General features: G+C 63.0%; 25 protein-coding genes. 13 read left to right on the top strand and 12 right to left on the bottom strand.

The window, feature by feature from the left end; all coding sequences use genetic code 11:
* The first annotated feature begins 38 nt into the window (after positions 1-38).
* Positions 39-1,547 carry a winged helix-turn-helix domain-containing tetratricopeptide repeat protein gene (locus tag ACSQ3L_RS11960; protein ID WP_436160125.1) on the top strand — a complete coding sequence of 503 codons (1,509 nt, stop codon included), beginning with the start codon at positions 39-41 and terminating at the stop codon, positions 1,545-1,547.
* Positions 1,548-1,590: 43 nt separating this feature from the next.
* Here ACSQ3L_RS11960 and ACSQ3L_RS11955 read toward each other — a convergent pair whose 3' ends face one another.
* Together ACSQ3L_RS11955 and ACSQ3L_RS11950 are read right to left on the bottom strand one after the other, a co-directional pair.
* Entirely contained in the window at positions 1,591-2,517 is a 927-nt protein-coding gene (locus ACSQ3L_RS11955) for a DMT family transporter (protein ID WP_436160124.1), read from the bottom strand.
* A 106-nt stretch (positions 2,518-2,623) separates the two neighbouring features.
* Positions 2,624-3,604, bottom strand: a complete 981-nt coding sequence (locus ACSQ3L_RS11950) for a quinone oxidoreductase family protein (protein ID WP_436160123.1) — start codon at positions 3,602-3,604, stop codon at positions 2,624-2,626.
* On the opposite strand from ACSQ3L_RS11950, the gene ACSQ3L_RS11945 reads away from it, so the two are divergent.
* Together ACSQ3L_RS11945 and ACSQ3L_RS11940 are read left to right on the top strand one after the other, a co-directional pair.
* Positions 3,603-4,106 (top strand): winged helix-turn-helix transcriptional regulator, encoded by a 504-nt coding sequence (locus tag ACSQ3L_RS11945; RefSeq protein WP_436160122.1) that lies wholly within the window; start codon positions 3,603-3,605, stop codon positions 4,104-4,106. The genes ACSQ3L_RS11950 and ACSQ3L_RS11945 overlap by 2 nt on opposite strands.
* Before the next feature lie 73 nt (positions 4,107-4,179).
* A complete protein-coding gene (locus ACSQ3L_RS11940; protein ID WP_436160121.1) occupies positions 4,180-4,989 on the top strand; it encodes an MBL fold metallo-hydrolase in 810 nt (269 codons plus the stop codon).
* Positions 4,990-5,048: 59 nt separating this feature from the next.
* Here ACSQ3L_RS11940 and ACSQ3L_RS11935 read toward each other — a convergent pair whose 3' ends face one another.
* On the bottom strand, positions 5,049-5,654 hold the full coding sequence (locus tag ACSQ3L_RS11935; protein ID WP_436160120.1) for an NADPH-dependent FMN reductase: 606 nt from the start codon (positions 5,652-5,654) through the stop codon (positions 5,049-5,051).
* A 90-nt stretch (positions 5,655-5,744) separates the two neighbouring features.
* Between ACSQ3L_RS11935 and ACSQ3L_RS11930 the strand changes: the two genes are divergently transcribed.
* Complete coding sequence (locus tag ACSQ3L_RS11930; RefSeq protein ID WP_436160119.1) at positions 5,745-6,113, top strand: winged helix-turn-helix transcriptional regulator; 369 nt, start codon at positions 5,745-5,747, stop codon at positions 6,111-6,113.
* 149 nt (positions 6,114-6,262) lie between these two features.
* On the opposite strand, the gene ACSQ3L_RS11925 is transcribed toward ACSQ3L_RS11930, so the two are convergent.
* From ACSQ3L_RS11925 to ACSQ3L_RS11915, 3 genes are all read right to left on the bottom strand, one after another.
* Positions 6,263-6,457 (bottom strand): hypothetical protein, encoded by a 195-nt coding sequence (locus ACSQ3L_RS11925; protein WP_436160118.1) that lies wholly within the window; start codon positions 6,455-6,457, stop codon positions 6,263-6,265.
* A 116-nt stretch (positions 6,458-6,573) separates the two neighbouring features.
* Positions 6,574-6,969: an acyl-CoA thioesterase gene (locus tag ACSQ3L_RS11920; protein WP_013530049.1), complete on the bottom strand. Its 396-nt coding sequence runs from the start codon at positions 6,967-6,969 to the stop codon at positions 6,574-6,576.
* Between the two features lie 378 nt (positions 6,970-7,347).
* Positions 7,348-8,289 (bottom strand): phosphoribosylaminoimidazolesuccinocarboxamide synthase, encoded by a 942-nt coding sequence (locus ACSQ3L_RS11915; protein WP_436160117.1) that lies wholly within the window; start codon positions 8,287-8,289, stop codon positions 7,348-7,350.
* Between the two features lie 258 nt (positions 8,290-8,547).
* Here ACSQ3L_RS11915 and ACSQ3L_RS11910 point away from each other — a divergent pair, with 258 nt between their 5' ends.
* The 3 genes from ACSQ3L_RS11910 (at position 8,548) to ACSQ3L_RS11900 (ending at position 12,504) form a co-directional block, all read left to right on the top strand.
* Positions 8,548-10,164 carry a GMC family oxidoreductase gene (locus ACSQ3L_RS11910; RefSeq protein ID WP_436163415.1) on the top strand — a complete coding sequence of 539 codons (1,617 nt, stop codon included), beginning with the start codon at positions 8,548-8,550 and terminating at the stop codon, positions 10,162-10,164.
* The gene (locus tag ACSQ3L_RS11905) at positions 10,161-11,375 is read left to right on the top strand and encodes a mandelate racemase/muconate lactonizing enzyme family protein (protein ID WP_436160116.1); all 1,215 of its coding nucleotides are present in this window, start codon (positions 10,161-10,163) and stop codon (positions 11,373-11,375) included. The genes ACSQ3L_RS11910 and ACSQ3L_RS11905 overlap by 4 nt, the downstream gene beginning before the upstream one ends.
* Before the next feature lie 208 nt (positions 11,376-11,583).
* Positions 11,584-12,504, top strand: a complete 921-nt coding sequence (locus ACSQ3L_RS11900) for an NAD(P)-dependent oxidoreductase (protein ID WP_436160115.1) — start codon at positions 11,584-11,586, stop codon at positions 12,502-12,504.
* Positions 12,505-12,583: 79 nt separating this feature from the next.
* Here ACSQ3L_RS11900 and ACSQ3L_RS11895 read toward each other — a convergent pair whose 3' ends face one another.
* The gene (locus ACSQ3L_RS11895) at positions 12,584-13,522 is read right to left on the bottom strand and encodes a diacylglycerol/lipid kinase family protein (RefSeq protein WP_436160114.1); all 939 of its coding nucleotides are present in this window, start codon (positions 13,520-13,522) and stop codon (positions 12,584-12,586) included.
* Positions 13,523-14,246: 724 nt separating this feature from the next.
* Here ACSQ3L_RS11895 and ACSQ3L_RS11890 point away from each other — a divergent pair.
* The 3 genes from ACSQ3L_RS11890 to ACSQ3L_RS11880 all read left to right on the top strand — a co-directional run bounded on the left by ACSQ3L_RS11890 (position 14,247) and on the right by ACSQ3L_RS11880 (position 16,472).
* A complete protein-coding gene (locus tag ACSQ3L_RS11890; RefSeq protein WP_436160113.1) occupies positions 14,247-14,681 on the top strand; it encodes a DUF4383 domain-containing protein in 435 nt (144 codons plus the stop codon).
* 6 nt (positions 14,682-14,687) lie between these two features.
* The gene (locus ACSQ3L_RS11885) at positions 14,688-15,818 is read left to right on the top strand and encodes a hypothetical protein (RefSeq protein ID WP_436160112.1); all 1,131 of its coding nucleotides are present in this window, start codon (positions 14,688-14,690) and stop codon (positions 15,816-15,818) included.
* Between the two features lie 132 nt (positions 15,819-15,950).
* Positions 15,951-16,472: a hypothetical protein gene (locus ACSQ3L_RS11880; protein WP_436160111.1), complete on the top strand. Its 522-nt coding sequence runs from the start codon at positions 15,951-15,953 to the stop codon at positions 16,470-16,472.
* 7 nt (positions 16,473-16,479) lie between these two features.
* On the opposite strand, the gene ACSQ3L_RS11875 is transcribed toward ACSQ3L_RS11880, so the two are convergent.
* The 3 genes from ACSQ3L_RS11875 to ACSQ3L_RS11865 all read right to left on the bottom strand — a co-directional run bounded on the left by ACSQ3L_RS11875 (position 16,480) and on the right by ACSQ3L_RS11865 (position 19,177).
* A complete protein-coding gene (locus tag ACSQ3L_RS11875; protein WP_436160110.1) occupies positions 16,480-17,103 on the bottom strand; it encodes a hypothetical protein in 624 nt (207 codons plus the stop codon).
* Positions 17,104-17,118: 15 nt separating this feature from the next.
* Positions 17,119-18,741, bottom strand: coding sequence for an FAD-binding protein (locus ACSQ3L_RS11870; RefSeq protein ID WP_436160109.1), 1,623 nt, complete (start codon positions 18,739-18,741; stop codon positions 17,119-17,121).
* A 193-nt stretch (positions 18,742-18,934) separates the two neighbouring features.
* Positions 18,935-19,177: a DUF1344 domain-containing protein gene (locus ACSQ3L_RS11865; protein WP_127260910.1), complete on the bottom strand. Its 243-nt coding sequence runs from the start codon at positions 19,175-19,177 to the stop codon at positions 18,935-18,937.
* A gap of 441 nt (positions 19,178-19,618) precedes the next feature.
* On the opposite strand from ACSQ3L_RS11865, the gene ACSQ3L_RS11860 reads away from it, so the two are divergent.
* A complete protein-coding gene (locus ACSQ3L_RS11860; protein ID WP_436160108.1) occupies positions 19,619-20,113 on the top strand; it encodes a YegJ family protein in 495 nt (164 codons plus the stop codon).
* Between the two features lie 13 nt (positions 20,114-20,126).
* Here ACSQ3L_RS11860 and ACSQ3L_RS11855 read toward each other — a convergent pair whose 3' ends face one another.
* Together ACSQ3L_RS11855 and ACSQ3L_RS11850 are read right to left on the bottom strand one after the other, a co-directional pair.
* On the bottom strand, positions 20,127-21,077 hold the full coding sequence (locus ACSQ3L_RS11855; RefSeq protein ID WP_436160107.1) for a hypothetical protein: 951 nt from the start codon (positions 21,075-21,077) through the stop codon (positions 20,127-20,129).
* A gap of 83 nt (positions 21,078-21,160) precedes the next feature.
* Positions 21,161-22,219, bottom strand: a complete 1,059-nt coding sequence (locus ACSQ3L_RS11850; protein ID WP_436160106.1) for a CapA family protein — start codon at positions 22,217-22,219, stop codon at positions 21,161-21,163.
* A gap of 105 nt (positions 22,220-22,324) precedes the next feature.
* Here ACSQ3L_RS11850 and ACSQ3L_RS11845 point away from each other — a divergent pair, with 105 nt between their 5' ends.
* On the top strand, positions 22,325-23,590 hold the full coding sequence (locus ACSQ3L_RS11845) for a hypothetical protein (protein ID WP_436160105.1): 1,266 nt from the start codon (positions 22,325-22,327) through the stop codon (positions 23,588-23,590).
* Between the two features lie 437 nt (positions 23,591-24,027).
* Entirely contained in the window at positions 24,028-25,641 is a 1,614-nt protein-coding gene (locus ACSQ3L_RS11840) for a tlde1 domain-containing protein (RefSeq protein WP_436160104.1), read from the top strand.
* Positions 25,642-25,678: the final 37 nt, after the last annotated feature.

Below are 25,678 nucleotides of genomic sequence, written 5' to 3'. Positions count from 1 at the left end.
TAGTTCTCAAAACTTCCAAACGAGCTATAGATGCGCCTATGCAGGGATCGCGTTTTGCCTTTGGTCCGTTCGTGCTTGATCCGGGTGCGGGAACGCTGCTTCGGAACGATGTTCCCGTTGCCGTTGGCTACCGCGGGCTGAGCCTGCTTGCAGCACTCGTCGGACGGCCCGGCGAAATCCTCGGAAAGGCCGAGTTGATGGACGCGGCGTGGCCGGGCATAGCCGTCGAGGAAGGCAACCTCACCGTCCAGATCGCGCAGCTGCGCAAGCTGCTTGGCCCAGTCGACGACGGCGGCGAATGGATATCCACCGTTCCGCGCGTGGGCTACCGCTTCACGGGGGCCGTGGAACAGCTCGGTGACGTCAAGCCAAAACCATTGCCGCTGCCCGACAAGCCATCGATTGCCGTGCTGCCCTTCGTCAATTTCAGCAACGATCCCGAGCAGGACTCGTTTGCCGATGGGTTGACCGAAGACCTGATCACCGATCTGTCCAGGATCTCCGGCCTGTTCGTCATCGCGCGCAACTCGACCTTTGCCTACAAGGGAAAAGCGATGGACGTGCGCGAGATCGCCGGGGATCTTGGCGTGCGCTACCTACTGGAGGGCAGCGCAAGACGCGCCGCGGATCGCGTGCGCATCAACGCCCAGCTGGTCGATGCGGTGAGCGGCGAACATCTATGGGCGGAACGCTTCGATCGCGGCCTGGAGGATATCTTTGCCGTTCAGGATGAGGTGACCGCCAAGATCGTGGAGGCGCTGCTCGGCCGGCTGCGCACGCCGCCGCCGCGCAATCGGCCGCAAAATCTAGATGCCTACGACCTCTGCGTGCGGGCTCGCAAGCTGATCGACGATTCGCCGCAGACGGCGCGCGAAGCGCATCTGATGCTGACACGCGCGGTATCGCTCGATCCGGAATACGCCGAGGCCTATCGCTGGCTTGCAATGAACCACTGGATGGGGTGGGTGCATTGGGGCGAACCCATCGAGCCAAACCGCAGCGTTGCCTTGCAGCTGGCGCGCAAGGCCGTCGCGATCGATCCCAACGATGCCGGCTGCCACTGGGTCCTGGGCAACCTGCTTGCCTATGAACGCAGTTTTTCCGAGGCGGATGCCGAATTCGCCAAGGCGTTCGAACTCGATCCGAACGAAGCCGACGCCTGGGCGACATTGTCCGACATCACGGTGCTGGCCGGGCGTGTCGATGAGGGCCTCGAGCAAATTCGCAAGGCGTTCCGGCTGAACCCGTTTCCGGCAAGCTGGTACTATCTGACGCTCGGCCAGGCGCAATATGCGGCGCGCGAATACGAAGCCGCCGTCGAGACCCTGCGCAGGGACGAGACCTATCGCACAAGCTCACGCCGTTTCCTGGCGGCAAGCCTGGCCCAACTCGGCCGGCTCGACGAGGCGCGCGCGGAGGTCGAAATGTTCCTCATCAGCAACCCGCATTTCACAACCCGTCACTGGGTCATGACGGAGCCGTTCCGCGACGCCGCCACGGAGGGCCATTTCGTCGATGGCTTCCGCAAGGCCGGTCTCCCGGAGTAACGCCCAGCGCCGACAGGACTTCAGGCCGGGATGAACTGCTCCCTCAAACCGCCGCTTCGATCGGCTCGGCGAGCCTGGGATTTGCCCGCGCGGCGATCAGGCAGCCGGCGACGATCAGGCATGCTCCGGTCAGCGTGGCCCAGGTCACCTCCTCGCCGAAGAAAAACCAGCCAAGCGCGACCGCCCAGATGAAGGCCGAGTATTCGGTCGGGATCAGGTATTGCGCCTCGGCGCGAGCGTAGGACCAGCTCATCAGAAATTGCCCGGCAAGCGACAGCACCGTCACCCCGGCCAGGGGAAGCCATAGATCGGTCGGCAGGGCGACGGCGAGCCAGGGTGCCGCGAGACCAAGGATGACCGCAACGCAAAGGTTCTGGAACAGCATGATTTCGATTGGCTTGGCCAACTGCGCCTGTTGCCGGGCGAGGATCAAATTGTAGCCGTAGAACACCGTCGATACGAGCACCGCTGCCGTGCCGAGCATGGCATCCTGCGAATAGCTTCCCTGCCCGAACTGGCCGGCCATGATGATCGCGACGCCGGCGATTCCGGCCAGCGATGCCCAGACAGCCTGCCGCCGGATCCGTTCGCCCAGCAGCAGCGCGGCAAGGAAGAGCGCAAACAAGGGCGCGACGAAGCTGAGCCCGATCGCCTCCGCCAGCGGCAGCCTGGCAAGACCCCAGAAGAAGGATATCAGAACGATGCCGACAATTGCGGCACGCAGCGCATGCAGCTTCAGCACCGGAATGGTTGGCTTCGTGCGCGGCCCGGCCGACCAGGCAACGCCCGCGACCACGGTCGCGACCATGCTGCGCCACAGCACGGTGTTGTAGACGCCAACCGCAATGACCAGGGTCTTCATCGCCGCATCCATCCCCGACAGCAGGAAGATCCCGAGCGCGCATACGAGCACCGGGATCATCGGGGAAACGGCGCCGGTCAGGCTGGATGTCTTCACGGCTTCACTCATGTGGCGGATCGCAGCCGGATATATCAGGGCAACAGGCGGGACCAGATGGCAGGACCGGCGATATGGAGGTCCAATCCCGATTGGCGTTTGCACTGCTGTCGCGATACTAGGGTATCAGCACCACCTTCCCCGTCGAGCGGCGCTCCTCCAGCAGGCGGTGCGCCTCGCCGGCCCGATCGAGCCGGAAGCGGCCGCCGATCGCTACCCGCAGACGGCCGCTGGCCGCCAACTGGAACAGCTCGGAAAGGCTGGCTTTCAGCACGTCAGGAGACAGCAGCGGCAGCAGCGCAAAACCCCTGAGCGACTGGTTGCGGCCGATCATCGCCTCCACATCGGAAGCCGCCAGCGCATAGCGGCCGAGCGCCGCGAACACCAGTTCGCCGCCAGGCGCCAGCGCCTGCAGCGACGCAGCCGTCAGTGCGCCGCCAACCGTGTCGTAGATGATGTTGGCGCCCTCTCCGTCCGTGATGTCGCGGATATGAGCGGGCCAATCCGGCTCGGTGTAATCGACCGCGGCATCCGCGCCGAGCGATAGCGCGGTATCGAGCTTGGCCTTGCCGCCGGCGGCCGCGATCACCTGCCGTGCCCCCTTTAGCCGGGCCAGTTGGACAAGCAACGATCCCACGCCGCCCGACGCGGCCGGGACCAGCACCGACTTGCCCTCGGGCGGGCTTTGCCGAAGCAGATGAAGGGCCGTCAGCCCCTGCACCATCAACGCCGTTGCATCCTCGAATGGCAGCGCATCCGGAAGCGGCACGGCGAGATCGGCTGACATTGTCACCTGCTCCGCATAGCCGCTGTGGGGACGCGATGACGCAAACAGCGGCGCCGCGACGCGGGCTCCCAGCAGCGCCGCATCGACGCCGTGTCCAACGGCCTCGACGACGCCTGCCGCCTCGACGCCTGGGATCATGGGAAGTTGCGGCGTCACCGCGTAGCGATCCGCGCGCATCAGCACTTCGAAGAAGTTGATGCCGGCGGCTTGCACCCGCACCAGCACTTCGCCGGCCTGCGGCACCGGTGTCGGCAGGTCGACCACCTCCAGCACGTCGGGACCGCCGAAACGGCTGAGTTGAATGGCTTTCATGGCAACCTCCGATCGCACTGGCATCGGCCGCTGTTTGCCATTATCTGCGGAGCCTCGACTACACACTCATTTGTCCCCTGCTGACCAGGAGGTGACCATGCCCAATCCCAAGAGAATGCCCATCAAGAGACTGCCGATGCTGCCGGCGGAACGGGCACTGAAAGTGATCGCGGGGCGCTGGAAGGCGGTCATCCTCTACCATCTCTTCGATGGTCCCCGGCGACTGTCGGCGCTCAAGGCGCTGATGCCGGGTATCACCCAGAAAGTCCTGATCCAGCAGCTGCGCGAAATGGAAGAGCACGGCCTAGTCAGCCGCGAGGTCTTCGCCGAAGTGCCCTCGCGCGTCGAATATTCGGCGACAGGTCTCGGCCTCAGCCTCGAGCCGATCCTGCTGGCGCTCTGCCAATGGGGCCAGCATCACGCCGATGAGTTGAACGAGATGGACCGCCTCGCAGACTGCATCATCCGGCCACGGCAGGCGACGCACGCGCAAATGGCATAAATCGAATTGACGGGCGAGTTGCCGACGCGGCCCATCGCAGGCTGTCGATTGTCTACAGAACGGATCGGAAAAAATGCACCGCATAGCTTCGGGCGACCTTCATTCAACCTACAATCTTGGTGACCTGCGCATCACTTCCTTGCGCGATGGCTATGTCGACATGCCGATCGGACGGCTTCGGCAACGCGGCAACAAGCCATTTGGCGATGAATTGCCGGAACAAGTCCGGTTGGTTGGTGGTCAACTCAGGCTTTCCGTCAATGCCTTCGCGATCGACGATGGAAATGAGGTCATCTTAATCGATACTGGCGCCTCGAATGCTTGGCATCCCACCATGGGCCGACTTCCCGAGGCGCTGGACGAAGCTGGCATCGATGCCGGACGAGTCCGCGCCGTCTGCTTCACGCATACGCATCTCGACCACATCCATGGTCTTGTGCTTGCCGACGGTCGGGACGCTTTCCCGCGCCTGGCGCGCTTGCTCGTTCCCAGGGAAGAACTCGGCCTTTTTCACGCCGAAGCGCGGCTTGAACGATTTCACGGCATGGCGGAACCATTTGAAGCCGGAGACCGTATCGGGACACATGTCGACATTGTCGACGCTCATGGCCATGAAGCGGGACACAGCTGCTTTCGTGTTTCGAGCGGCGGCGAACGCATTTTGATTTGGGGCGACACTGTTCACGTCCCATCGCTTCAGTTCGATCGACCTGAGGTGGCGTGGGAATTCGATGCGGATCAGGACCGGGCGCGCGAAAGCCGGTTGCGGTTGCTGGCGCTTGCGGCCGACGATCATTGTTTCGTTGCCGGCGCGCATCTGGATTCACCCGGCATTGGCCGCGTCGTCCGATCCGACGCCAGCTTTCGATTTGAGGCGCTATGATTGAAAGGGGCGGCGCAAGCGCCGCCCCGGATCCTTGGGAGGATAATTCGAACCGGCGGTCAGGCCGCCTTGACTTCCTCGGCGACGGCGTCGGCTTGACGCGCGGCCTTGAGCACCTTGGCCCACCACGCGACATCGTTGACCAGCGCCGTGGCGGCCTGGTTCAGATGCTCGAGATCTTCCAGCTTCTTTTCGCCCTGGCGGACAGCGAGGAAATCGCCCCAGGCGATATGGACGGCCGACTTGACCGGCGCCATCTGCAATTCGACCGCATGCAGTCTGAGCTGTTCGACGGCGCGAGCGCCACCGACGCTGCCATAACCGACGAAACCGGCGGGCTTCTTGTTCCACTCATTGGCGGCGTAGTCGATGGCGTTCTTCAGCACGGCCGTCGGACCGTGATTGTATTCGGCGGCGGTGAAGATGAAGCCGTCGAATTCTGCGACCTTCTTCTGCCAGCGCTGTGCCACTTCATTCGTCGACGGTACCCAGGCGGAGGATGCAACCTCGTCGAAGAAAGGCAGCGGAAAGTCGCGCAGGTCGACGATCTCGACGTTGATATCGGCATGTGACTTGGCGATCTTGGCGATCCATTCGGTCGGCACATCGGCGAAGCGCGCGGCGCGCGTCGAACCGACGATGATGGCAATTTTGGGTTTGGACATGAGGGGCTCTCCTTGCAGGAAACACTGGTATCATTTGGATACCTGCGCTATATGAGATACTGGAAACGCGATGCACAAGAAGGCACTTTTTTGTTACTGAGGCACCCACACCGCTCCGAGGACTGCCGCGCCATCTCGGAAATCCTGCAGCGCGTCGGCGACAAATGGACCGTTCTGGTCGTCGGCAAGCTGGGCGACGGACCGCTGCGCTTCAACGAGTTGCGCGCAGCCGTCGGCGGCATCTCGCAGAAGATGCTGACCACCACCTTGCGCGGGCTGGAGCGTGACGGCTTCGTCACCCGCACCGTGTTCCCGACCATCCCGCCGCGTGTCGACTATGAGCTGACCGAGCTCGGTCACGAGTTGCTGATCCCCGTCAGCGCACTGAGCGAATGGGCGCGCGCGAACACCACGCGCGTCAAGGCGGCGCGCGAGAAATTTGACGGCATGCACGCCTGAAGCCCTTGCGTTGCAAGGAATGCAGCTTGTGGGTGATTTTGGCTTGGCCTGATCCGAGACTCCCTTTCGGTCGCTCGGATCGTTGCCCGATAGCACGCACTTGTGCTCGCTAAAGCATTGCCCTCATGCCCGTCGTCCGACGGCTGCGCTCAGGCTCCTGACGCGCATCGCACCGTTGCACAGATATCGCACTGCGCGACCCGCTCGCCAGAGGGCTGGTGGTCGTGTGTGCAGGCAATGCGCGAGATGTCCTGCTTCACCTCCGCATAAGCGGTGAAGCCGAGCAGGCAGGTCGTCGCGACCAGGGCTGCCACAAGCCAACCGTTCAGCATGTGTTGACGCATTGTCTCTCCTCCAACGCCCGCGGAGTCGGGCATGGAGGCAACCATTGGATGTCGCGAAATGCGTCTCCCGCACGGACGCTGTTACAAGCGACCGAGCCCGGGAGAAACGGCTTGCGTCAGCCTTCGGCTGGAACCGCCTTCGGCTTGCCCTCGCCGTCCAGCGCCACCATGACGAAATCGGCATGGGTGACCTTTTCCATCAGGTCGGAGAGGTAGCGCTGCGCCCAGGCTTCGACCTTGAGCGTCATCGAGGTGCGGCCGACGCGCTCGACATGGGTGTAGATGCACAGCGTGTCGCCGATCTTCATCGGCTTGGCGAACGACATCTCTTTCACCGCCGCCGTCACCACGCGGCCCTTGGCGCGCTCGGCGGCGCGGATGCCGCAGGCCAGATCCATCTGCGCCATCACCCAGCCGCCAAAAATGTCGCCCGCCGCATTGGCGTCCGAAGGCATGGCCAGCGTGCGCAGCGTCAGATCGCCGAGCGGCCGTCCTTCAGCGTAGTGCACCATGCGAGAAATCCCTTGAGATCGATTGCCCTCGATCCCGTAGCGTCACGGCGCAGGCACGTCAACGCGCCAAGGCATGGCCACAGCGCTCCGAACTCAGCTTAGCAAAAGACCTGACGACAGCCAGTTCGGCGGTGTCGGCAGTTTTTTTGCGGGGCAGCTTTTCACGATAGGAATTTTTTCTTGACTCCGTGACGGCAGCTATGCTACATATTTGTCCATGGTGCTGATTTGCGCCAGTGACCCGCCGCAGAGGCGGGTTTGTTTAATACCCCCGTCAGCCAACGCGCCGGCGAAGGCTCCGAAGGAACCCATTAACCCGTAGCTCTGGGCATGGCCGTGGGTGGAAGACGGTAGTTCCCGGCGAAGGTTGATCAGGACCTAGAAGTACCGCGCAAGGTTCGACCGAATGCGATCAAGGACCGTATCTCCGGAAAGGTCCGGAGAGAATTCCTTGCCCGTGATCGCCTCATAGGCCTGTGCGTAGACCCGCGAGGCCTGTTCGACGATCTTGTCGGGTATCTCGGGGATCGGGTCGCTGTAGGGATCGCACCGCGCCGAGACCCATGAGCGGATGAAATCCTTGTCGAAGCTCTCCGGCCGGCTGCCGTCGGCGAGCGCCTGTTCATAGCCCGCCGCGATCCAGTACCGGCTGCTGTCCGGGGTGTGGATTTCGTCGGCAAGAATGATGGTCCCGTCCTTGTCGGTGCCGAATTCGTATTTCGTGTCGGCGAGGATCAGGCCCCGTTCGGCGGCGCGCTGCTGGCCGCGGGTGAACAGCCGCAAGGCGTAGTCCGATACGGTATCCCACTGCGCTGGCGTAAGCAGCCCCTGTTCGAGGATCTCGGCTTTGGACAACGGCTCGTCGTGACCGCCATGCGCGGCCTTGCTGGTCGGCGTGATGATCGCCTCCGCCAGTTTTTCATTGTCGCGCAGCCCGTCCGGCAGGCGGATGCCATACATGTCCCGGTCGCCGCGCTTGTAACGCGTCAGGATCGAGGTGCTGGTGGTTCCCGCCAGATAGCCTCGCACGACGATCTCGACCGGCAGGATGTCGAGCCTTGTGCCGACGACGACGTTCGGGTCGGGGTATTCGAGAACATGGTTCGGGCAGATGTCGGCGGTTTCCTCGAACCAGTAGCACGCCGTCTGGGTGAGGATCTCGCCCTTGTAGGGGATCGAGGTCAGGATGGTGTCGAAGGCACTGAGGCGGTCGGTGGCGATGATGATGCGCCGGCCATCCGCAAGGTCGTAGTTTTCGCGGACCTTGCCGCTGTAATGGCCCGGCAGTTCGGGAATGAACGCGTCAGGGAGGGTTCGCATATGATTTCCTGCCTTCCGCAGATTGGCCAGAGCATGATTCCGAAAAGTTGCAGACTTTTCGGAAAAAATCATGCGCCAGAATATTGCCATCGCATAGGCTGTCGAGAAGGTAGATATCAAGCGCGATTATCTGGAATCCCCGCAAACCCGGCCAGTTCGACGGTCGCTTTTTTCACAACTGATGCCGGATGGCGCGGCGACTTGGGAATGCCGTCGCGTCTAGGCTGCGGCCAGATTTCCGGAGCCGGCCAGACCATCATGCAGACCTATGATTTCATCATCGTCGGCTCCGGCTCGGCCGGCTCGGTCCTGGCCGACAGGCTCTCGGCCTCCGGCCGCTTCTCTGTGCTGGTTCTGGAGGCCGGCGGCACCGACCGCCGCTTCTACGTGCAGATGCCGCTTGGCTACGGCAAGACCTTCTTCGATCCTGACGTCAACTGGAACTACAAGGCCGAGCCGGATCCCGGCCTCGCCGGCAATGCGGACCACTGGCCGCGCGGCAAGTTGTTGGGCGGTTCGAGCTCGATCAACGCCATGGTCTGGATCAGGGGCGCGCGCGAGGATTTCGACGCCTGGGCAGCCGCCGGCAACCCCGGCTGGGCCTATGATGATCTGCTGCCCGCCTTCAAGGCGCTCGAGGACAACCAGGCCGGCGCCGATGCGTGGCGTGGTGTCGGCGGCCCGCTGCACGTCACCGACTGTTCGGACGCCGTCCACCCGCTGACCAAGCGCTATCTCGCCGCCGGCCAGCAGGCTGGCCTGCCGCTCAATCCGGATTTCAACGGGGCCGCCCAGGAGGGCGTCGGCATCTACCAGATCTCGACCAAGAACGGCCGCCGCATGTCGGCGGCGCGCGCTTTCCTGCGCCCGGCAATGAAGCGCACCAACGTCCGCGTCGAGATGAAGGCGCTGGCGACCAGGGTACTGTTCGAAGGCAAGCGCGCCGTCGCCGTCGAATACCTGCAGAACAGCGAGACGAAAACCGCCCGCGCCGGCCGTGAAATCATTCTGTCGGGCGGTTCGGTCAACTCGCCGCAATTGCTGCAGCTGTCCGGCGTCGGCCCCTCCGCTCTGCTCAAAGGCCTGGGCATCCCGATCGTCCACGCCAACGAAAATGTCGGCGCGCATCTGCAGGACCATGTCGGCATCAACTACACCTTCAAGGGCCGGCTGCCGACGCTCAATCAGACGCTGCGTCCCTGGTGGGGCAAGCTGCTGGTCGGCATACAATACATCCTGACCCGCTCCGGCCCGCTGTCGCTGTCGATGAACAATGCCGGCGGCTTCTTCCGCACCGACCCGGCGGCAACGCGACCCAACATGCAGCTCTATTTCCAAGCCTTCTCGACCGTCATTCCCAAAAGCGGCGAGCGCCCGATCCTGACGCCGGATCCCTGGCCGGGCTTTTCCATCGGCCTGTCCAACTGTCGTCCGTCGAGCCGTGGCGAGATCATGATTCGCTCGGCCAACCCGCGCGACTACCCAAAAATTGTCGCCAATGCCTACTCCACCAATGCCGATGTCGAGGAGATGCTGGCGGCGGTGAAGTTCGTGCGCAAGATCGCCTCGATGCCCGCAATGGCCGAGATCATCGAGGAAGAGGTTCTGCCCGGTCCCTCGATCACTTCCGATGCCGATCTCGTCCAGGATTTCAGGAAGCGTTCGGGCACCGTCTATCACCCGGTCTCGACCTGCCGCATGGGGCCGGATCCCGCGCACGCCGTCGTCGACCCGCGCCTCAAGGTGCACGGCATCGAAGGCTTGCGCGTCATCGATGCCTCGATCTTTCCCGACAACATCACCGGCAACACCAACGCTGCCTCGATCATGACCGGTTGGAAGGGCGCCGAACTGGTTCTGGAGGACCAAAAATGAAGATCACCGACGTCAAGACCTGGGTTGTCGGTAACCCGCCGCCCGGTATCGGCGGCAAGTATTTCATCTTCGTCAAGCTCACAACAGATGGCGGCGTCGTCGGCTATGGCGAGGCCTACAACGCCACCTTCTCCGCCCATGTCACGGCGAAAATGGTCGAGGACATGGCCGAGCGCTATCTCGTCGGACGCGATCCGCACGACATCGAGAACTTCTTCCGCCGCGCCTATTCATCAGGCTTCACCCAGCGCCCCGACGTGTCCGGCATGGGCTGCTTCTCGGCGCTGGAAATGGCCTGCTGGGACATCATCGGCAAAGAAGCCAACAAGCCGGTCTACAAACTGCTCGGCGGCCAGGTGCACGAGACGCTGCGCTCCTACACCTATCTCTATCCGCACACCGGCAGCGTTCATTCCGAGGACGCGCCCGACGGCAAGAACGTCTACAACGACCCCGATCTCGCCGCTGCCTGCGCGTTCGAATATGTCGAACAGGGTTTCAATGCCGTCAAGCTCGACCCGGCTGGCCCCTACACCGCCTTCGACGGCCACCAGCCGCGCCTCGTCGACATCGATGTCTCCACCCGCATGATCAAGGCGATCCGCGAAGCGGTCGGCACCCGCGCCGACATCCTGTTCGGCACGCACGGTCAGTTCACCGCATCCGGCGCGCTGCGCATGGCACGCGCCATCGAGCCCTACGATCCCTTGTGGTTCGAGGAGCCGGTGCCGCCTGACATGCCTGAGGTCATGGCCCAAGTGGCCCGCGCGACCTCGATCCCGATCGCCACCGGCGAGCGGCTGACGACCAAGTTCGAATTCGCCCGCGTCATCGAAAACCGCGCCGCGACCATTTTGCAGCCGGACCTCGGCCGCTCCGGCGGTATCCTCGAAACCAAGAAGATCGCCGCCATGGCCGAGGCCTATCACATCCAGATCGCGCCGCACTGCTATTGCGGGCCGATCGTCGGCGCGGCCAATATCCAACTTGCGGTGACGCTGCCCAACTTCCTCATCCTCGAATCGCTGAAACAGTGGGACGGTTTCCATGCCACGCTGCTGAAGAAGAAGATCGAGTGGCAGGACGGCAACGTCATCCCGTCGAAGGAACCCGGCCTCGGCGTCGAGCTCAACGAGGCGGTCTGCGACGCGCACCCCTATACGGGCAAGGACCTGCATCTGCAGATGATGCAGACGCCGCTGATGCCGTGAGGCGTGAAGACTTCTTGGCAATATTGCCTGCAGAAGCCCCCTCACCCAGCCTCCGCTTTGCTCGGCTGACCTCTCCCCGAGGGGAGAGGAGACTGTCGGCGTCGAGCTTGCCTCTTCTCCCCAGCGGGGAGAAGGTGGCCGCGAAGCGGTCGGATGAGGGGGCCTTTGGCGCGCACTTACCGGACCTCACATCGGCCGAGAACAAGTCATGAGCGACCGGCAAAGCTACGCCTTCATCGGCCTTGGCCATCTCGGCGGCAACCTTGCCGCCAGCCTGATCCGCAACGGCTTTGCCGTCACCGTCTTCGACCGCGATCCCACCGCCGTCGAGCGCCTGATGGTGCTCGGCGCCACCGCAGCGAGTAGTCCGGCCGAAGCCGCACGGGCAGGCAACGCCATCACGTGCCTGCCCTCGCCCAAGGTCAGCGAAGTGGTGCTGACCGGCCCTGATGGGCTGCTGGCGGGCCTCCCCGCTGGCGGCACCTGGATCGAGATGTCGACCAATGGCCGCGACGAGATTCTCCGCCTCGCCGCACTTGCCTCGGCCAGGGGCGTCGAGACCCTCGAATGCCCGGTCACCGGTGGCGTGCATCTGGCGGCGGCCGGAAAGATCACCGCGCTGGTCGGCGGCGATGCCGCGCTCTACGAGCGTCATCGCCCGGCCATCGAAGCGATGTGCGCAAAGTCGTTCCTGATGGGTCCGGTCGGTTCGGCGGCGGTGATCAAGGTGATCACCAACATACTCGCCTTCATCCATCTCGCCGCCGCCGGCGAGGCGCTGATGCTGGCCAAGCAAAGCGGGCTCGACCTCGCCCAGTCCTACCACGCCATCGTTGCCTCCTCCGGCAACAGCTTCGTCCACGAGACCGAAAGCCAGCTCGTCCTGAACGGCTCCTACGACATCGGCTTCACCATGGACCTGGCGCTGAAAGACCTCGGCTTCGCGCTCGCCATGGGCGAACAGTCCGGCGTGCCGCTTGAGTTGGCATCACGCGTCAAGGCGATCTTTGAGCAGGGCAAGGCTGCTTATGGCGGCGGCGCCTGGTCGACCCAGATCGTCAAATTGCTGGAAGATGCCGTAGGCACCGACCTGCGCGCGCCGGGTTTTCCGGCTAAACTCGCACTTTGACGCCTAGCAGATATCGAGCGATTTCAGCGCGTTGGATGGATCAGCGAATCCACCTGAATCAATCTGTCAACGGCTTGATTCAGTATCTGAGCGTCAATGCGCCTGGTAGAATCTCGAAGGTCGCTGGTATGCGCCCCGGCGACTCGCCGTCTATGTCGACCAGGGCGCGGTTCTTCTCGACGTCGCCCAGCGGTTCCACCATCACTTTCCTGCCGCGCAGGATGGTGATCGCAGGATGGTTGCGGTGACGGCCGCCATAGAGCAGCCGGATATCCCAGATCAGCTTGAGCTTGCCGGCGGCGCGCAGGATGACGATGTCGAACTGCCCGTCGGTCAGTTCGGCATCCGGCGCGATCATCATGCCGCCGCCGAAGAACTTTCCGTTGGCCACCGCCACCAGCGCCATGCGCGCCTCGACGGGGGCGCCGTCATCGACCGTGATGCTGACGTCCTGGAAGCGGTAGCGGATGAACTCGACCACGGTGCGCCATAGGAACAGCGCCTTGGCCGACATCCTGCCCTTGCGCTTGTCGGCATTGACCGCGCGGTCGGTGGCGCCGGACAGGCCAAGGCTGGCGATGTTGATGAAGTGCCGGCTGGCCAGCGCGCCATGATCGTCGATGTAGCCGATGCGTCCGGCATCGACCTTGCGGGCCTTGGCTTCGGCGATCCGCTTCAGTACCGCATCGACCTCTTTCGGCAGTCCGAGCCCACGCGCGAAATCGATGCCGGTGCCACACGGCAAGAGACCAAGTTCGGTGGTCCGGCCGCTCTCCTGGGCTGCCTGCAGCAGCCCGTCGGCCACTTCGCTGGCGGTGCCGTCGCCACCTGCCGCGATCACCAGATCGAAGCCGCTCATCGCGAGATCGATTGCCAGTCTTTCGGCATCACCTTCGGCCTGCGTCTCGCGCAGCTCGAATTCGCCGAAGTGCTTTTTCAGCGACGCGGCGACTTCAGGCCAATGCCGTTTCAGCCAGCCGCCGCCGGCAATCGGATTGAGAACCACCCCGACTTTCACGCAAACCCTCCCGCAAGGATATCGAAGCACTCGGCACCTCGAATCCTTTGCCGGCATTGAAGCCCGCACCCGCCTGCAGGGCAAGGCCGAATGTCCGCCGATGCCGCTCATCATGGCGGGCAAGGAAAATCCAACTATCCCTGGTTGATCCCCGATAATCCCGTTATCCACAGGCCCACGGCCATTCCCCAGGACCCTTACCCGGCGTACGTTAAACCCATCTCAGGCGGCTACCGATTGCCCAGCCGAAAGGCGAAGTGAAAGGCGGATTTCCTGAGGCCCGTACGGCCCGAAGCGAGAGCAGGCTTGCCTGTTTCGAGGGACGGAGCCGAGACCTACGGGGCCGCGGAAAGCGTGCCAACGCCGACGGCGGACCGATGCTGCCATGAAGGACGGCAAAAACCTTCGATGGTACGCAGGGCAAAGCTCGCAAGGGTGGAGACCGGCGTGGTCCCGAACGGACGCTGCTTTCGGGTTGCGGACTGGCAGGACCGTCAAAATCAAGGCCGGCAAGGCGCGACGACTTTACGGAAGTTGCTGCCGCGACCGTGTCCTGATCTGACAGGGAGGCGCTGGGAGAAATCCCGGCGCCGACTGTCTTTTGGCCTCCCTGATCTCCTTTGCCGACGATCTTGCGAGCGCCGCTTCACCGCGCGCTAAAATCGGTTAGTATCGCCTGGTCAGAGTCTGTTTTCAGGCGGGCTCTTCGAGGGGGATAAGTTCAATGACGTTGATCCAGAAGCTTGCCATTGCCTATGCTTTCCTGTTCTTCGGCGTCGTCGCCATCGGCTACATACCGGCGTTCAACGATGCCGACGGCAATCTGTTCGGCTTGTTCTCGCTGCAATGGTATGACGACCTTCTGCACGCCTTCTCCGGCGTCTGGGCGCTGGCCGCCGCCTTCATCTCGCACCGCCAGGCGGTGTTCTATTTCAAGCTGTTCGGTTCGGTCTACCTGTTCGACGGCGTGCTCGGGCTGATCACCGGTTCCGGCTGCCTCGACGCCGGCATCTTCATCAACGGCTTCCGCTCTCTCAACGACATCGAATTCCCCGCCCGCTTCTTCGCCAACCTGCCGCACATCGTCATTGGCGGCTTCGCCGTCTATGTCGGCTTCTGGCTGGCCAAGCGCATACACGAACACTTCGCCACGGCCTGATCGGCCATGTTCCTTTTTCGCTGGCTGAAGCGCATCGTCAAGACGATCCTCTGGCTGATCGTCCTCGTCATCCTCATCCCGATCGCCGGGCTGAGCTACGGCTTCCTGACGACGCCGGCGCTCGACAAGGCGCCGTTGCCCGGTATTGCCGACGGCGCGCCGCCCAAGGCGCTGGCCGACAAGGTCCGCGCCGAGATTCCGGGCTACCAGCGGCCGGAGGAATCAACCTTCCTGACCTATCCGGAATGGGCGATCGTCTACGCCGCGCGCGAATATGCCGGCTTCGTCGACAAGGACCAGCCGAGCGGCTTCCCCTACTGGTCCTATGTCGGCCGCTTCTGGCAGGACTACGCCATGGTGATCCGCGCCGGCTCTGCCTACAAGTTCAACTACGCCAACCACCAGATGCTGGTCATCATCGGCACCAGCCACTCGATCGAGCATATCCTGCAGTGGGCGTATGAGAACACGGTCGGCCGCATCACCGAGGCGACATCGGGCAAGCGCACCGCCGCCGACATCTATCAGGCCAAGGTGGCGGCGGATTATGCCAAATTCCTCGATCAGGTGCCGTGGTATCAGTTCCCCTATGCTGAGAAGCGCGCCGGCCTGTTTGCCGTGCAGCCGGCGCCGGGCGACAGCTCCATCCGCACCAGCGAACGCAAGTTGGCCTTCGGCCTCGCCGACACCATCAAGCAGGGCTATGCCGACCTGATCAAGCAGGCGCTCACCGCCACGATGAACCCCGCCTTCCTCGACATTCATGTCTGGGCCAAGGGGCCGGTCGGCGAAGCCACCCGCAACGAGCCTGACACCTTGCTCGAACGCGATCTGGGCGCTGACGGCACCATCTTCGTCACCAAGCGCTATCAGGTCTTCACCGAAATGATCCCGCGCCTGATCGACAAGGGCGTCTCCTTCGTCGAGATCGGCGGCAATGACAAGATCATGGTCACCGTGCTTTCCACCGACACGATCGCCATCCCTGAAGGCATGCGCATCCTGTTCAGCTATCCGCTGCCAGCCGATCCGGCAACGCGCCGCACAGGTATGACCGTCGCCGTGCGCAAGCTGCATCTCGTCCTGCCGGCGCTGATCAAGTCAGGCGCCAGGCTCGAACACGTCTACGATTACTGAGGCCTTTCGGCCACGCCCCGCAAAGATCGGCCTCCTCGAACGATCCGCCACGCTCATTTCACAATCGCGGCCAAATCCCGCCTTGTTCGCGCGCGATGGAGTGGCTGGGTTGCATCTCGAAGGGACAAGACCGTGATCAAGACCGCCCTTGTCGCCATGACCATCGTCGGCTGCGACTGCGACGCCAAGCTGTGCGAATATATCGGTGAGACGCCAGCCAAATGGTCGACGGTCGCCGAGTGCGAAGCGGCGATGAAGAGCCAGATGATGCACGAACGCAATTTCAACTATCCGCTCGTCTCCGGCATTTGCCGCACAAAGGGTTCGTCGTCCTCCTCGCAGCTGGCCGCGACCGCATCGCGCCCGGAATTGAAGCCCGCCAGCCGGGTCGTCAGAACCGAAAGCCCATTGCCGCCTGAATTGAGCCACCGGCCGAGCGTTTCGGTCGGTTCGCCGACGACGGCCATGGAAGCGGATGCCGCCCGGCCTGTCGCCTATGAACAGGTGGTCGATGGCGGAACCGGCGTGCTCTATCGCACCAAGAACGGCTACGCCGTGGTCAAGACCGATCTCGGCCGCGCCGCCTCGGCAACCGCCGACGCCGCGAAACGCTCTGTGAACTGGCTGGCTGGACTGGTGCCGAAGGGGCTGTAGTCGCCCGTTACATCTTGACCTTCAGGCTCTGCCAGAACTTGTCGATAAGCGGTTTTTCGGTCGCCGCGTCCTCGCCGGCAACGCGGGTGATGAACAGCAGCCCCCGATCGGCGACACCGAAGCCGACGATCTCGAAATCGGCAGTGTCGGTGCGTGTCTTTACCTCAGCGCGGATGCCGGTCAATTCCTTGCCGTCGGCGAGCTTGCGCGTCGTCGGCTCCTGCGTCAGCGTGGCGCCCGCCTGCACCGGTTCCTTGGTCATCTCCTGCAGCATCAGCTGGTTGAGCGACACCGGATTCATCTTGCCATATTCTTGCACGACGACGATCGTGCCGAGCGCCGAAGCCATCAGATACTGCGTGATATCATCGCCGAGATCGGTCTTGGTCACCGAAATGCTGCTGGGGTGGACGAAGGAGAAATCGTTGCCGGAAAAGGTGGCGAAGTCGTTGCGCTCGAGCGTCACCTTGCTCCGTTTGCCGCCGGGCAGCGTCACGTTTGCGCTCTCGCCGGGATCGATATCGACCGTCACACCGTCGATGGTCAGCTTGAAGGCCTTGAGATCCTCGGCTCCGGCCGGTCCAGCGCACAGCGCGATGAGGGTGAGTGCCGCGGCTGATACCTTGCGCATGAAGTCTCCTAACGTCTACGCCACCCCGCTCAGCGTCTTGATGGCACGGTAGAAGGTCGAGGAAAACAGTTCCGTCGGGTCATATTGCCGCTTTGCCGCCAGAAAAGCCGCCAGCTCGGGATAGGAGGCCAGCAACTCCTTGGCCGTATAATGCAGCTGATAGGGCAGGAAGAACCGGCCGCCATGCTTGATCGTCACATCGATCAGCGCCCGTGTCAGCGTCCGCATCCTGGCATTGCCGTCGGCATCGGTCGGCTGATTGATGTAGAGCACCAGCGAATAGGCCGGCTCTGGCGCGTAGGTCAGCGCAACATCCTCCCTGTGGACGATGCGCACAGAAGCGTTGAGAACCGGCAGCGTCTGGTTGCGCAGAATCTCGCGTGCTTCCGTAATGAATTCGACATAGGCGGCACGTGGAATAAAATATTCGTGCAGGATGTCGGTCTCATCCAACTGATCGTTGAAGAGATAGGGCACCGAATCGTGCATCGGGTTGTTGCGGGTGACGAGGCAGGCCTCGCCCTCGGCCATGGCTGAGCTGCGCGCCACCGTGCAGTTTTCGAATTTCGGCTCCAGCGTCTTTTCGGTGAACCATTTCAGCTCCTGGAACAGGCTGCCCCATTTCGCCAAATTGATGATCACACGCTTCAGCCCCACCGATCCCGGTTCGCCAATCGCTGGCTGGTCGGCTGGCGGCTGGTCGGCCACCTTGTCATAGCGGTAGACGATCATGTCCTCGAGGAAATTGCCGGGCGCCGTCGACAGATGGCCGTAGAACAGGCCGATATCCTTGTTCGGCTCTAGCACCTCGGCGAAGAATTTCGGAAAATCGTCCGATTTAATGATTTCGCGCGAGGTGCGGTAGACGGCGTTGTCGACGATATCGAGCGTCGCCTCCAGCACCACGCCGAACAGGCCGTAGCCGCCGACGACATGGCGGAAAAGATCGGTGTTCTCGCTCGGCGAGCAGGTCGCCACCGAACCGTCGGCCAGCATCACCCGCATCGAGCGGATCGAGCCCGCCACCGAACCCGCCTGATGGTCCATGCCGTGCGCATTGACCGACAGCGAGCCGCCGACCGAGAAGATGTCGGTAGACTGCATCGCCTTCACCGCAAAGTGCGGATGCAGAAGGTTCTGGATGTCGTGCCAGCGCGCACCCGGCTGCAGCGTCATGGTCTTCGCCGCGGCGTCGACCGTCACCTTGTTGAACTTTCTGAAGTCGAGCACCAGCGCGTTGTCGTCGAAGGCATGCCCGCCCATCGAATGACGGATGGCGGCCAGCGAGACTTTCAAGCCATTGGCGCGCGCGAAGGCCAACGCCTTGGCGATGTGCTCTTCCTCGCTGACCTCGACCACGCCATAGACCGGCGTCATCGACAGGCCGCTGGCATCGTTGATGTCGCCGCCTTTTGCCGACCAGGGCAGAGACGCGTCAAAAGCCGGCGCATTGTCCAGCGGCTTCAGCGGCAACGCGATGCCGTCAATATCGGCAATCCGTCCGGCGTTCTTCGGCCCCGAAGGCCCGCGCGCCAGCCGCGCCACGGTGTTGCCGCCCCACAGCACCGCACCGCCGACGACAGCCGCACCCAGCAGCAGTCGCCGCGACAGGCGAAATCCTTTTTGTCCATCAGCCATGAATATCCCCCGTTGGCCAAGGGATAGCGCGGCTCTTTGGCAAAGACCATAGCGGCGCTGTCGGGACAGCGTTCCGCCTGGCGCCGAGGGGCGGAGAATACGAAAGTGGCCGATCCCCGGAGGGACCGGCCAGGTGTGGAACAGGGTCTGAAAAATTCGGTCAGCAGGCGTGCTGACGCACTCCGCTCACGTCTTACGAAGCCTTCTTGATCGACGTCACGATGCCGGTCTTGTCATCGACAGTCACCGCCACCTTGGCGCCAACCTTCAGTTTCCCGACCGTCGCTTCCGGCGACAACTGGTAGATTTTGCCGTCGTCGAGGGTGATCGACTTGGTCGTCGGGTCGACGGCCTGGATGGTGCCCTGAACGGTCGCGGCATAGGCCGTGCCGAGGAAGGCGAGCAGAGCGGCGGTGGTTGCGAGGGTCTTCTTCATTGGTAAGCACTCCGTGCTGTTTCTCTTTTCCGGACCGCCGCCTTGGAAACGACAGCACCGGACGGCCTGAAACTGGAACGGAAAGCGCTCCCTCCGCAAATCACGTTGAGTGATTTTAGCAAACAATATCATAGGCTTAATTCCGACACATTGCTTGCTGCCGACATCATTTCAGGCCGCTTCGGCTCCCCAGCGAGCGCGCTTCTGTCCGCGAAAAGAGTCACTTGGCCGATTGTGACGGGCGGCTTTCGATCACCACGCAGCCGCCGCAATCCGTCTCGAGCGGCATCACGAAACAGACTGCCGACCGGTCGCCGATACACATTTTGTTTCGTGGATCAGCTCAACTAACCATTCCGAAATGAATGAAATACGCGCTGCGGTTGCAAATCGGTCACGGATACAGGATGCTGTGCCGTTAAGGATGAAGGGGGGCCTTCCATGAAACTTGCAGTCCGGACCGCGATGTCCCTGATGCTCGCGCTTGCTCCGGGATCGGCCGGCGCACAAGCCACGGATCCGGACGACGACAAGACAATTATCTTTACTCCCGGCGATCCAGAGATGGCGGCGGCGACCGCGCAGGCGCTCGCCAGCCTGGATGACTTCCTGGCACTGTCCGAGGCGCCTCCCGCCGACACAGAGAGGTTCAAGTTGAAGGTCAAGGTGCGGGACGGTAACGTCACCGAACACTTCTGGGTCATACCGTTCCGCCGCACCGAAACCGGATTTGTCGGCATACTGGCAAACCAGCCGGAGGAAGTGCACAATGTCGTCCTCGGCCAGAACATAGAATTCACCAGGGACGATATTTCCGACTGGGGATACACACGCGGCGGGCGTCAGGTCGGCAGCTTCACCGTCTGCGTCATGTTCAACAAAATGTCGAAAGAGGAGGCCGACTATATGCGCGACAAATACGGCTTCGACTGCTGACGGCGCGGTCCGATTAACCCTCCTCGTCCTTCGCGCCGATCTTGCGAACCAGCGCCGCCGTTGCCAGCATCGCACCCATGTCTGATATCATCGGCGCGACATGCGTGGCGTAGTCGAGCGGCACGGAAATATCCGGCAGCTCGAAGAAATTCTTCGTCTGCGGCAACAGCAGGAAACCATCGCTGCCGTTGAGCGCGACGCGGGCCGGATCGTCCGGCCAGGTTTCGCCAAGCCATTTCAGCGCCTGCGCCAGCCGGCCGCTCACCAGGGGCTGTGCCGCCCCGGCATTGTCGGTGCGGAACTCGTAGGCGGCATCGAGCGCGGCGTCCCCACTGGACAACTCTTGCAGCTTGCTGGCGAAGATGCCGCGAAAGAAGCTGATCACCGCGTTGGTCCGCCGCGTCGCCACCAATATGCCGGGGAACGGCGCGATGGTCTCGAAGGCGACGATGACGCCCTTGAAGGCCGTTGACGAGCCCTTGCCCGACCCCTCGCGCAGTTCCGCCTCGTAGAGTTCGAACGGAAACCCTTCGTAGCGGCCCGCGACGATGTCGTCGAACGCCTGCCGGTTGAACGGACCAACCGCCGTGCGCGGCAACCGGTCGAAGGAATTCGGCGTCACCCCATGCTGGTAACGCATATCCCTAATGAAGCCGAAGATGATCGGCAGTAGTGTTTCGCGGAACGATTGCTGCAGCCGCGTCGCCGGTTTCCTGGCCTGGAAATAGAGCAGGATCGAAGCCACGAAGCCGATGACGTAGAGGAACACATGCGGCGTCGAAAACCATTGTTCGTTGGGGTCGGCGACCTTGTTGAACAGCGAGGCGACCAGCACCACGGTCACCAGCACCAGCCCGACGAACACCGGCACCCGCCAACGCACCTGCCGGACCGCCGAAGCCCTCGCCGCTTCATAGGTCTCGATGTCTTTCCGGATGCCGGCGATGACCGTTTCACCAGGCATGAAATCCGCTGTTTCCACCTCCACCCCCGCAAGCCTGCCTCTGCCGTCGCATGATAGTCGGTTTTGCAGGGGTCGCCAGACGTTTAAGCGGGGACGCCTTCATCGGTTGGTGGAGAAGGAAAGATCGCTTTCAGTCGCCCCGCGACCTTGTCACGCATTCGGCCCTCCAAAGCCTCCACCAACACCAGCCGCTCATGGTCGCCGGCGCGCAGGCGTATGAAGGGATGCAACCGGTAAGACGCGATCGTCCCGCGCGTGCCGGCGTCGGCACTGACATCGACAATGAGGATAAACCCGATACGACCCGGCCATGGCTGTCGGGTAAGCGCGGTGCCGAGGAAATCGCCGAGCCCATAGGCGACGATCGTCCCGTCGATCCGCTCCACCGGCTGCACGACATGGGCGTGATGGCCGGCGATCAGCCCGATGCCCTGCCCGGCCAGTCGCCTGGCCAGTGCTCGTGTTTCAGCGCGCGGAAAATGCCGGAACTCCCAGTCCCAATGCGGCACGGCGCAAAGAAGATCGACACCATCGCGCGGCCAGCGCCCCAGGTCGCTGTCCATTGATACGCGCCCTGTGAACGCGCTTTCATCGGCGTTGCGCCACAGCGTGAAGGCGGTCAAGCCGATATCAAGCGGTCCTACCCGGACAGGCACCACCGGTCCATTGGCGGTCAGGCCGACCGTGCGGATACCGAGCCGCTGCAATGCCGCCACCGTCTCGTCGAAACCGGCGACGCCCTGGTCGAGCACATGGTTGTTGGCCAACGAGAGCACGAGCTTTTCGTGCGCAATGCCGACTGCCGTCAGCGCCTCGGCCAGAAACCGCTCGCTCATCACATGGTGCGTGCCGAGCCTCGTACCCAGCACCGCGCTTGGTCTGTCCACAACAGGGCTTTCGCAATTGCCGATCACCAGATCGGTGGTGCCGAGCAGCGCCTTGATCGCCGGATCGCAGTGCGGCGCGCTGCGGTTGGCCACCGCCGAGATGTCGCCGACGAAGGCAAGCCGCACCGTCTGCTTTGGCGGCGGATTCATCAGCGTTCCCGCCATCGGCGCAAAGTCTCGTGCGTCGCCGACGAGCGACGGCTTCACGAAACGCGGCAGCCAGGACAGCTTGTAGGAAAGCGGATAATTCGACACGCGATGCCCAATTGTTTGCCCTGTGTAGACTGTCCGCCGGGCGGGTTGAAGCGCGGCGCTGCAAATCGTGTATATTTGCGCTGCCAACAAACATTGGGGGGAAAGATGACACGACTGGCAGGCCTGCTGACATCCGCTTTCATTCTGCTCCTGCCGCTGTCTTCCGCGTCGGCGGCAATGCCGGAAGCGGCAACCGCACTGTTCGAGGCGAAGACCGTGGCCGCGCGCGACACTGCCCTGTCGACGCTGGAGGTCGCCGCGCCAAAAGACCCGGCGTCCGCCTATGCGGCCGGGGCGGGCGAGTTCTTCACCGCACTGGAAATCCTGGCCACCGGCCTGCACCGTCATGGTTTCGAAAGCCCGCAATCCTTTATGCTGCCGCTGATGCGACTGCCGGTGCCGGACAATCCCAACCCCGAGCCGCTGACCTATGAGCAGTTCCGCGCCATCCTGGTCAGCTTCCGCGACCGGCTCGAAAAATCCGCCGCCACGTTTGCGTCAGTGCCGGCAAACGCCGATATCGGCATGGTCATCGACCTCACCCATACCGGTATCGATCTCAACGAGGACGGCACCATCGCGCCGGATGAGAGCATGGCGGCCATCATAGCCTCGCTGTCGCGCGGCGGCATCACATCGGACGCCGCCGTTCCCACACTGGCATTCCGCTTCGACCGCGCCGACGGGTACTGGCTGCAGGGCTATGCCGAATTTCTGATGGCGCAGGCCGATTTCTGGCTGGCGCATGATTTCAGGAGCACCTTCGACGGCTCGTTTCACATGCTGTTCCCGCGCGCCAAACTGCCGTTGCAGGACATTCTCGTGCCGCCGGCCGGCGACATGGGCAGCAGCATCTTCTCCTCGGAGTGGCGCATCGCCGATTTCATCTCGATGGTGCATCTCGTCAACTGGCCGGTGGCCGAGCCGGAGCGCCGGCAAGCGGCACGCCGCCATCTGCTGGAGATGATCCGGCTGTCGCGCGAGGACTGGAAGGCGATCCGCGCCGAAACCGACAATGACCGCGAATGGCTGCCGGGACCGCAACAGAAGGGCGAAAACCCGCTCACCGGCCTCGAAGTCGGCGAGGAGCAGGTCCAGGCCTGGCTCGCCACCTTGACCATGGCTGAGGATCTTTTGGAAGGCCGCAAGCTGCTACCACATTTCCGCGTCACCGCCAGCACCGGCCTGGGCATCAACATGAAGCGCTTCTTCGACGACCCGAAAAACTTCGACCTGGTGCTGTCGATCACCGGCCCGGCCATCGCGCCTTATCTCGAAAGCGGCACGATCCTGACCAGTGACGATTTCGACCAGATCCAGCGCCAGTTCGGCGGTGGTGGGTTTCTGACGTTTGCGCTTTGGTTCAACTGAGTGCGGGTTGCTTTGAGGCGGCCGTCCCGCGGGAATCGTGGCAGGCAGGGCAACAGTTTCACCCGGTGACAGTCGCCTTTTTACACAATTCCTGCTGGCAATCGCTTCGCTGCATTTGTCACTGGAAAGCGCTGCGTAAAAATTAGCAACGGCCGTTTTGCTTGACTCGGCCTCCAAAAACAGGCAGCAAAACCAGGTCGGAAGGGCGACAACACCACTTTCCTGGCCGTGGACGAAGCCTGATTTGGCCCAAATCCACATCTCGTGGTTGGTTTTGAGAGGGATTGATTAACCAACTTTGTCCATATTTTGAAGCAATCGGCAACCAACTACAGACGCGGCAAACGCGTCGGGGACCACCTGGGATCACTCACAGAATGGTCGTCGCGGCTCTCAAGGCCACGTACGGGGAAACCGATTGAAGCGAGATTGGTTGCATGGCGTTGTTGAGTACACACAAAAAAATCCGGGGACAGCGTGAGGGCGGTGAGTTCATCGACGCGCCACGCTCTTCTTCTTCGAATGCTGGCCGGATCGTCCGCTGGGTCGCTGTGCCCTGCGTCGGCACCGCCATCGGCCTTTGGCTGATCGGCACCATGGCCGGCCTCAGCTCAGTCGGCGCCTCGCTGTCGGCGACTTCGGGCTGCCTGCCCCAGACGCTGTCGATGCCGGGCTCGTTCGCCCTTGCCGATCCGCTCAAACAGCATTTTCTGAGAGCCCCCTTCGTGGTGGCCAATGCCCATGGCGGCGCACAGGCGCTGCACGACCATGCGGTGCAGTGTGGCGCCAGCTGCTTCAAGCTTGCCCGAGTGAGCCCGCCGGCGGAAAAATCCGCACGCCTCGTGGCGCAGACAAGGCTGGTGCCTGCCGCCGTAAAGTCGAAGTCGCAGGAGCGCTTCGAACGCATCGAAGCGTCGCTTTCGCCGATGAAGCTGGCCGCTGCCTTTGCCGGCGCGGAAAAACCTGTCATCGCGGCAAACGCATCCACGCACCCTGTCATTTCCACCGTCGCACCGCGGATTGCCGAGGCGTCGCTGGTGCCGTCCGTTCAGGTTATGGCCAGCCTGTCGGACGACATGCCGGCTCCGGCGGCCGAGCGCTTCGCTCGGCTGGATACCGGCTCGGTGGTCGTGCAGACCGCGCCGCAACCGATGGGCTTTGCCCAGTCCGATACGCCAGACAATTCGCAGCTGGCGCTTGCCCTCGTGCAGTCGCTGCCAGTCGACGACGAGGCGTTTGCCTCACCGCTGCCGATCGAGGAATCGTCGGCTGATGTCGCGGTTTCGCCGGTCGAAACCCAGCAGGATCAGCCCGGCGATGTCGCCTCGCTGCCGGATGCGCTGACCGACGACGTGCCGTTGCCGACCAGGCGTCCGCAATTCGACGCGCCGCAACCCAAAATCGTGCAGCAGCAGCCCAAGCCCGTCCAGCAGCCCAAGCCCGTCCAACAGCCGAAGTCGGCGCGTGAGACCGTCCAGCAGGCCCAGTCGGCAAAGCCGGCGCGGCAAGGCCGGCCGGCCGATGGCGGCGACGTGCTGGCCTATGCCAAGCCCGACATGCCTTCGGGTGGCCTCGGCAAGGCATTCAAGAACCTGTTCAACTCGCCGGGGTCCCGGAGCGGAGCCGGCAACGGCGTCGCCGTCTACGACATCAGCGCCGGTACCGTCTACATGCCTGACGGCTCGAGGCTCGAGGCGCATTCGGGCGTCGGCGCCATGGTGGATCAGCCGCGTTATGCCGACCAGAAGAACCGCGGACCGACACCGCCCAACACCTACAATCTGTCGCTGCGCGAGTCGCGCTTTCATGGCGTGGAGGCCTTGCGCCTGACACCGGTCGATGGCCGCAACAAATACAATCGCGACGGGTTTCTGGCCCATACCTATCTGCTTCGGGGCCGCTACGCCCAGTCGAGCGGCTGTGTCGCCTTCAAGGACTATGCGCGCTTCCTCGCCGCCTACAAGAAGGGTAAAATCAAACGCCTCGTCGTGGTGCCGCGCTTGAATGGGTCGCCGACCCGCGTGGCAGCGGACAACGCACGCGGCGCCTGATCCTTCCGGATAGGCACGCGACCACCGTTTTCTCCTG

Origin of the sequence: Mesorhizobium sp. LjRoot246 (assembly GCF_964254115.1) — a bacterium.
Lineage (GTDB): Bacteria > Pseudomonadota > Alphaproteobacteria > Rhizobiales > Rhizobiaceae > Mesorhizobium.
The sequence above is the reverse complement of the archived record's forward strand: the minus strand, read 5'-3'. Positions and strand labels throughout refer to the sequence as shown.

Coding starts and splice junctions, on each gene's coding strand:
- ACSQ3L_RS11960 (WP_436160125.1), top strand. CDS start 39: ATGCAGGGATCGCGTTTTGCCTTTGGTCCGTTCGTGCTTGATCCGGGT.
- ACSQ3L_RS11955 (WP_436160124.1), bottom strand. CDS start 2,517: ATGAGTGAAGCCGTGAAGACATCCAGCCTGACCGGCGCCGTTTCCCCG.
- ACSQ3L_RS11945 (WP_436160122.1), top strand. CDS start 3,603: ATGGCAACCTCCGATCGCACTGGCATCGGCCGCTGTTTGCCATTATCT.
- ACSQ3L_RS11950 (WP_436160123.1), bottom strand. CDS start 3,604: ATGAAAGCCATTCAACTCAGCCGTTTCGGCGGTCCCGACGTGCTGGAG.
- ACSQ3L_RS11940 (WP_436160121.1), top strand. CDS start 4,180: ATGCACCGCATAGCTTCGGGCGACCTTCATTCAACCTACAATCTTGGT.
- ACSQ3L_RS11935 (WP_436160120.1), bottom strand. CDS start 5,654: ATGTCCAAACCCAAAATTGCCATCATCGTCGGTTCGACGCGCGCCGCG.
- ACSQ3L_RS11925 (WP_436160118.1), bottom strand. CDS start 6,457: ATGCGTCAACACATGCTGAACGGTTGGCTTGTGGCAGCCCTGGTCGCG.
- ACSQ3L_RS11920 (WP_013530049.1), bottom strand. CDS start 6,969: ATGGTGCACTACGCTGAAGGACGGCCGCTCGGCGATCTGACGCTGCGC.
- ACSQ3L_RS11915 (WP_436160117.1), bottom strand. CDS start 8,289: ATGCGAACCCTCCCTGACGCGTTCATTCCCGAACTGCCGGGCCATTAC.
- ACSQ3L_RS11910 (WP_436163415.1), top strand. CDS start 8,548: ATGCAGACCTATGATTTCATCATCGTCGGCTCCGGCTCGGCCGGCTCG.
- ACSQ3L_RS11905 (WP_436160116.1), top strand. CDS start 10,161: ATGAAGATCACCGACGTCAAGACCTGGGTTGTCGGTAACCCGCCGCCC.
- ACSQ3L_RS11900 (WP_436160115.1), top strand. CDS start 11,584: ATGAGCGACCGGCAAAGCTACGCCTTCATCGGCCTTGGCCATCTCGGC.
- ACSQ3L_RS11890 (WP_436160113.1), top strand. CDS start 14,247: ATGACGTTGATCCAGAAGCTTGCCATTGCCTATGCTTTCCTGTTCTTC.
- ACSQ3L_RS11885 (WP_436160112.1), top strand. CDS start 14,688: ATGTTCCTTTTTCGCTGGCTGAAGCGCATCGTCAAGACGATCCTCTGG.
- ACSQ3L_RS11875 (WP_436160110.1), bottom strand. CDS start 17,103: ATGCGCAAGGTATCAGCCGCGGCACTCACCCTCATCGCGCTGTGCGCT.
- ACSQ3L_RS11870 (WP_436160109.1), bottom strand. CDS start 18,741: ATGGCTGATGGACAAAAAGGATTTCGCCTGTCGCGGCGACTGCTGCTG.
- ACSQ3L_RS11865 (WP_127260910.1), bottom strand. CDS start 19,177: ATGAAGAAGACCCTCGCAACCACCGCCGCTCTGCTCGCCTTCCTCGGC.
- ACSQ3L_RS11860 (WP_436160108.1), top strand. CDS start 19,619: ATGAAACTTGCAGTCCGGACCGCGATGTCCCTGATGCTCGCGCTTGCT.
- ACSQ3L_RS11855 (WP_436160107.1), bottom strand. CDS start 21,077: ATGCCTGGTGAAACGGTCATCGCCGGCATCCGGAAAGACATCGAGACC.
- ACSQ3L_RS11845 (WP_436160105.1), top strand. CDS start 22,325: ATGACACGACTGGCAGGCCTGCTGACATCCGCTTTCATTCTGCTCCTG.
- ACSQ3L_RS11840 (WP_436160104.1), top strand. CDS start 24,028: ATGGCGTTGTTGAGTACACACAAAAAAATCCGGGGACAGCGTGAGGGC.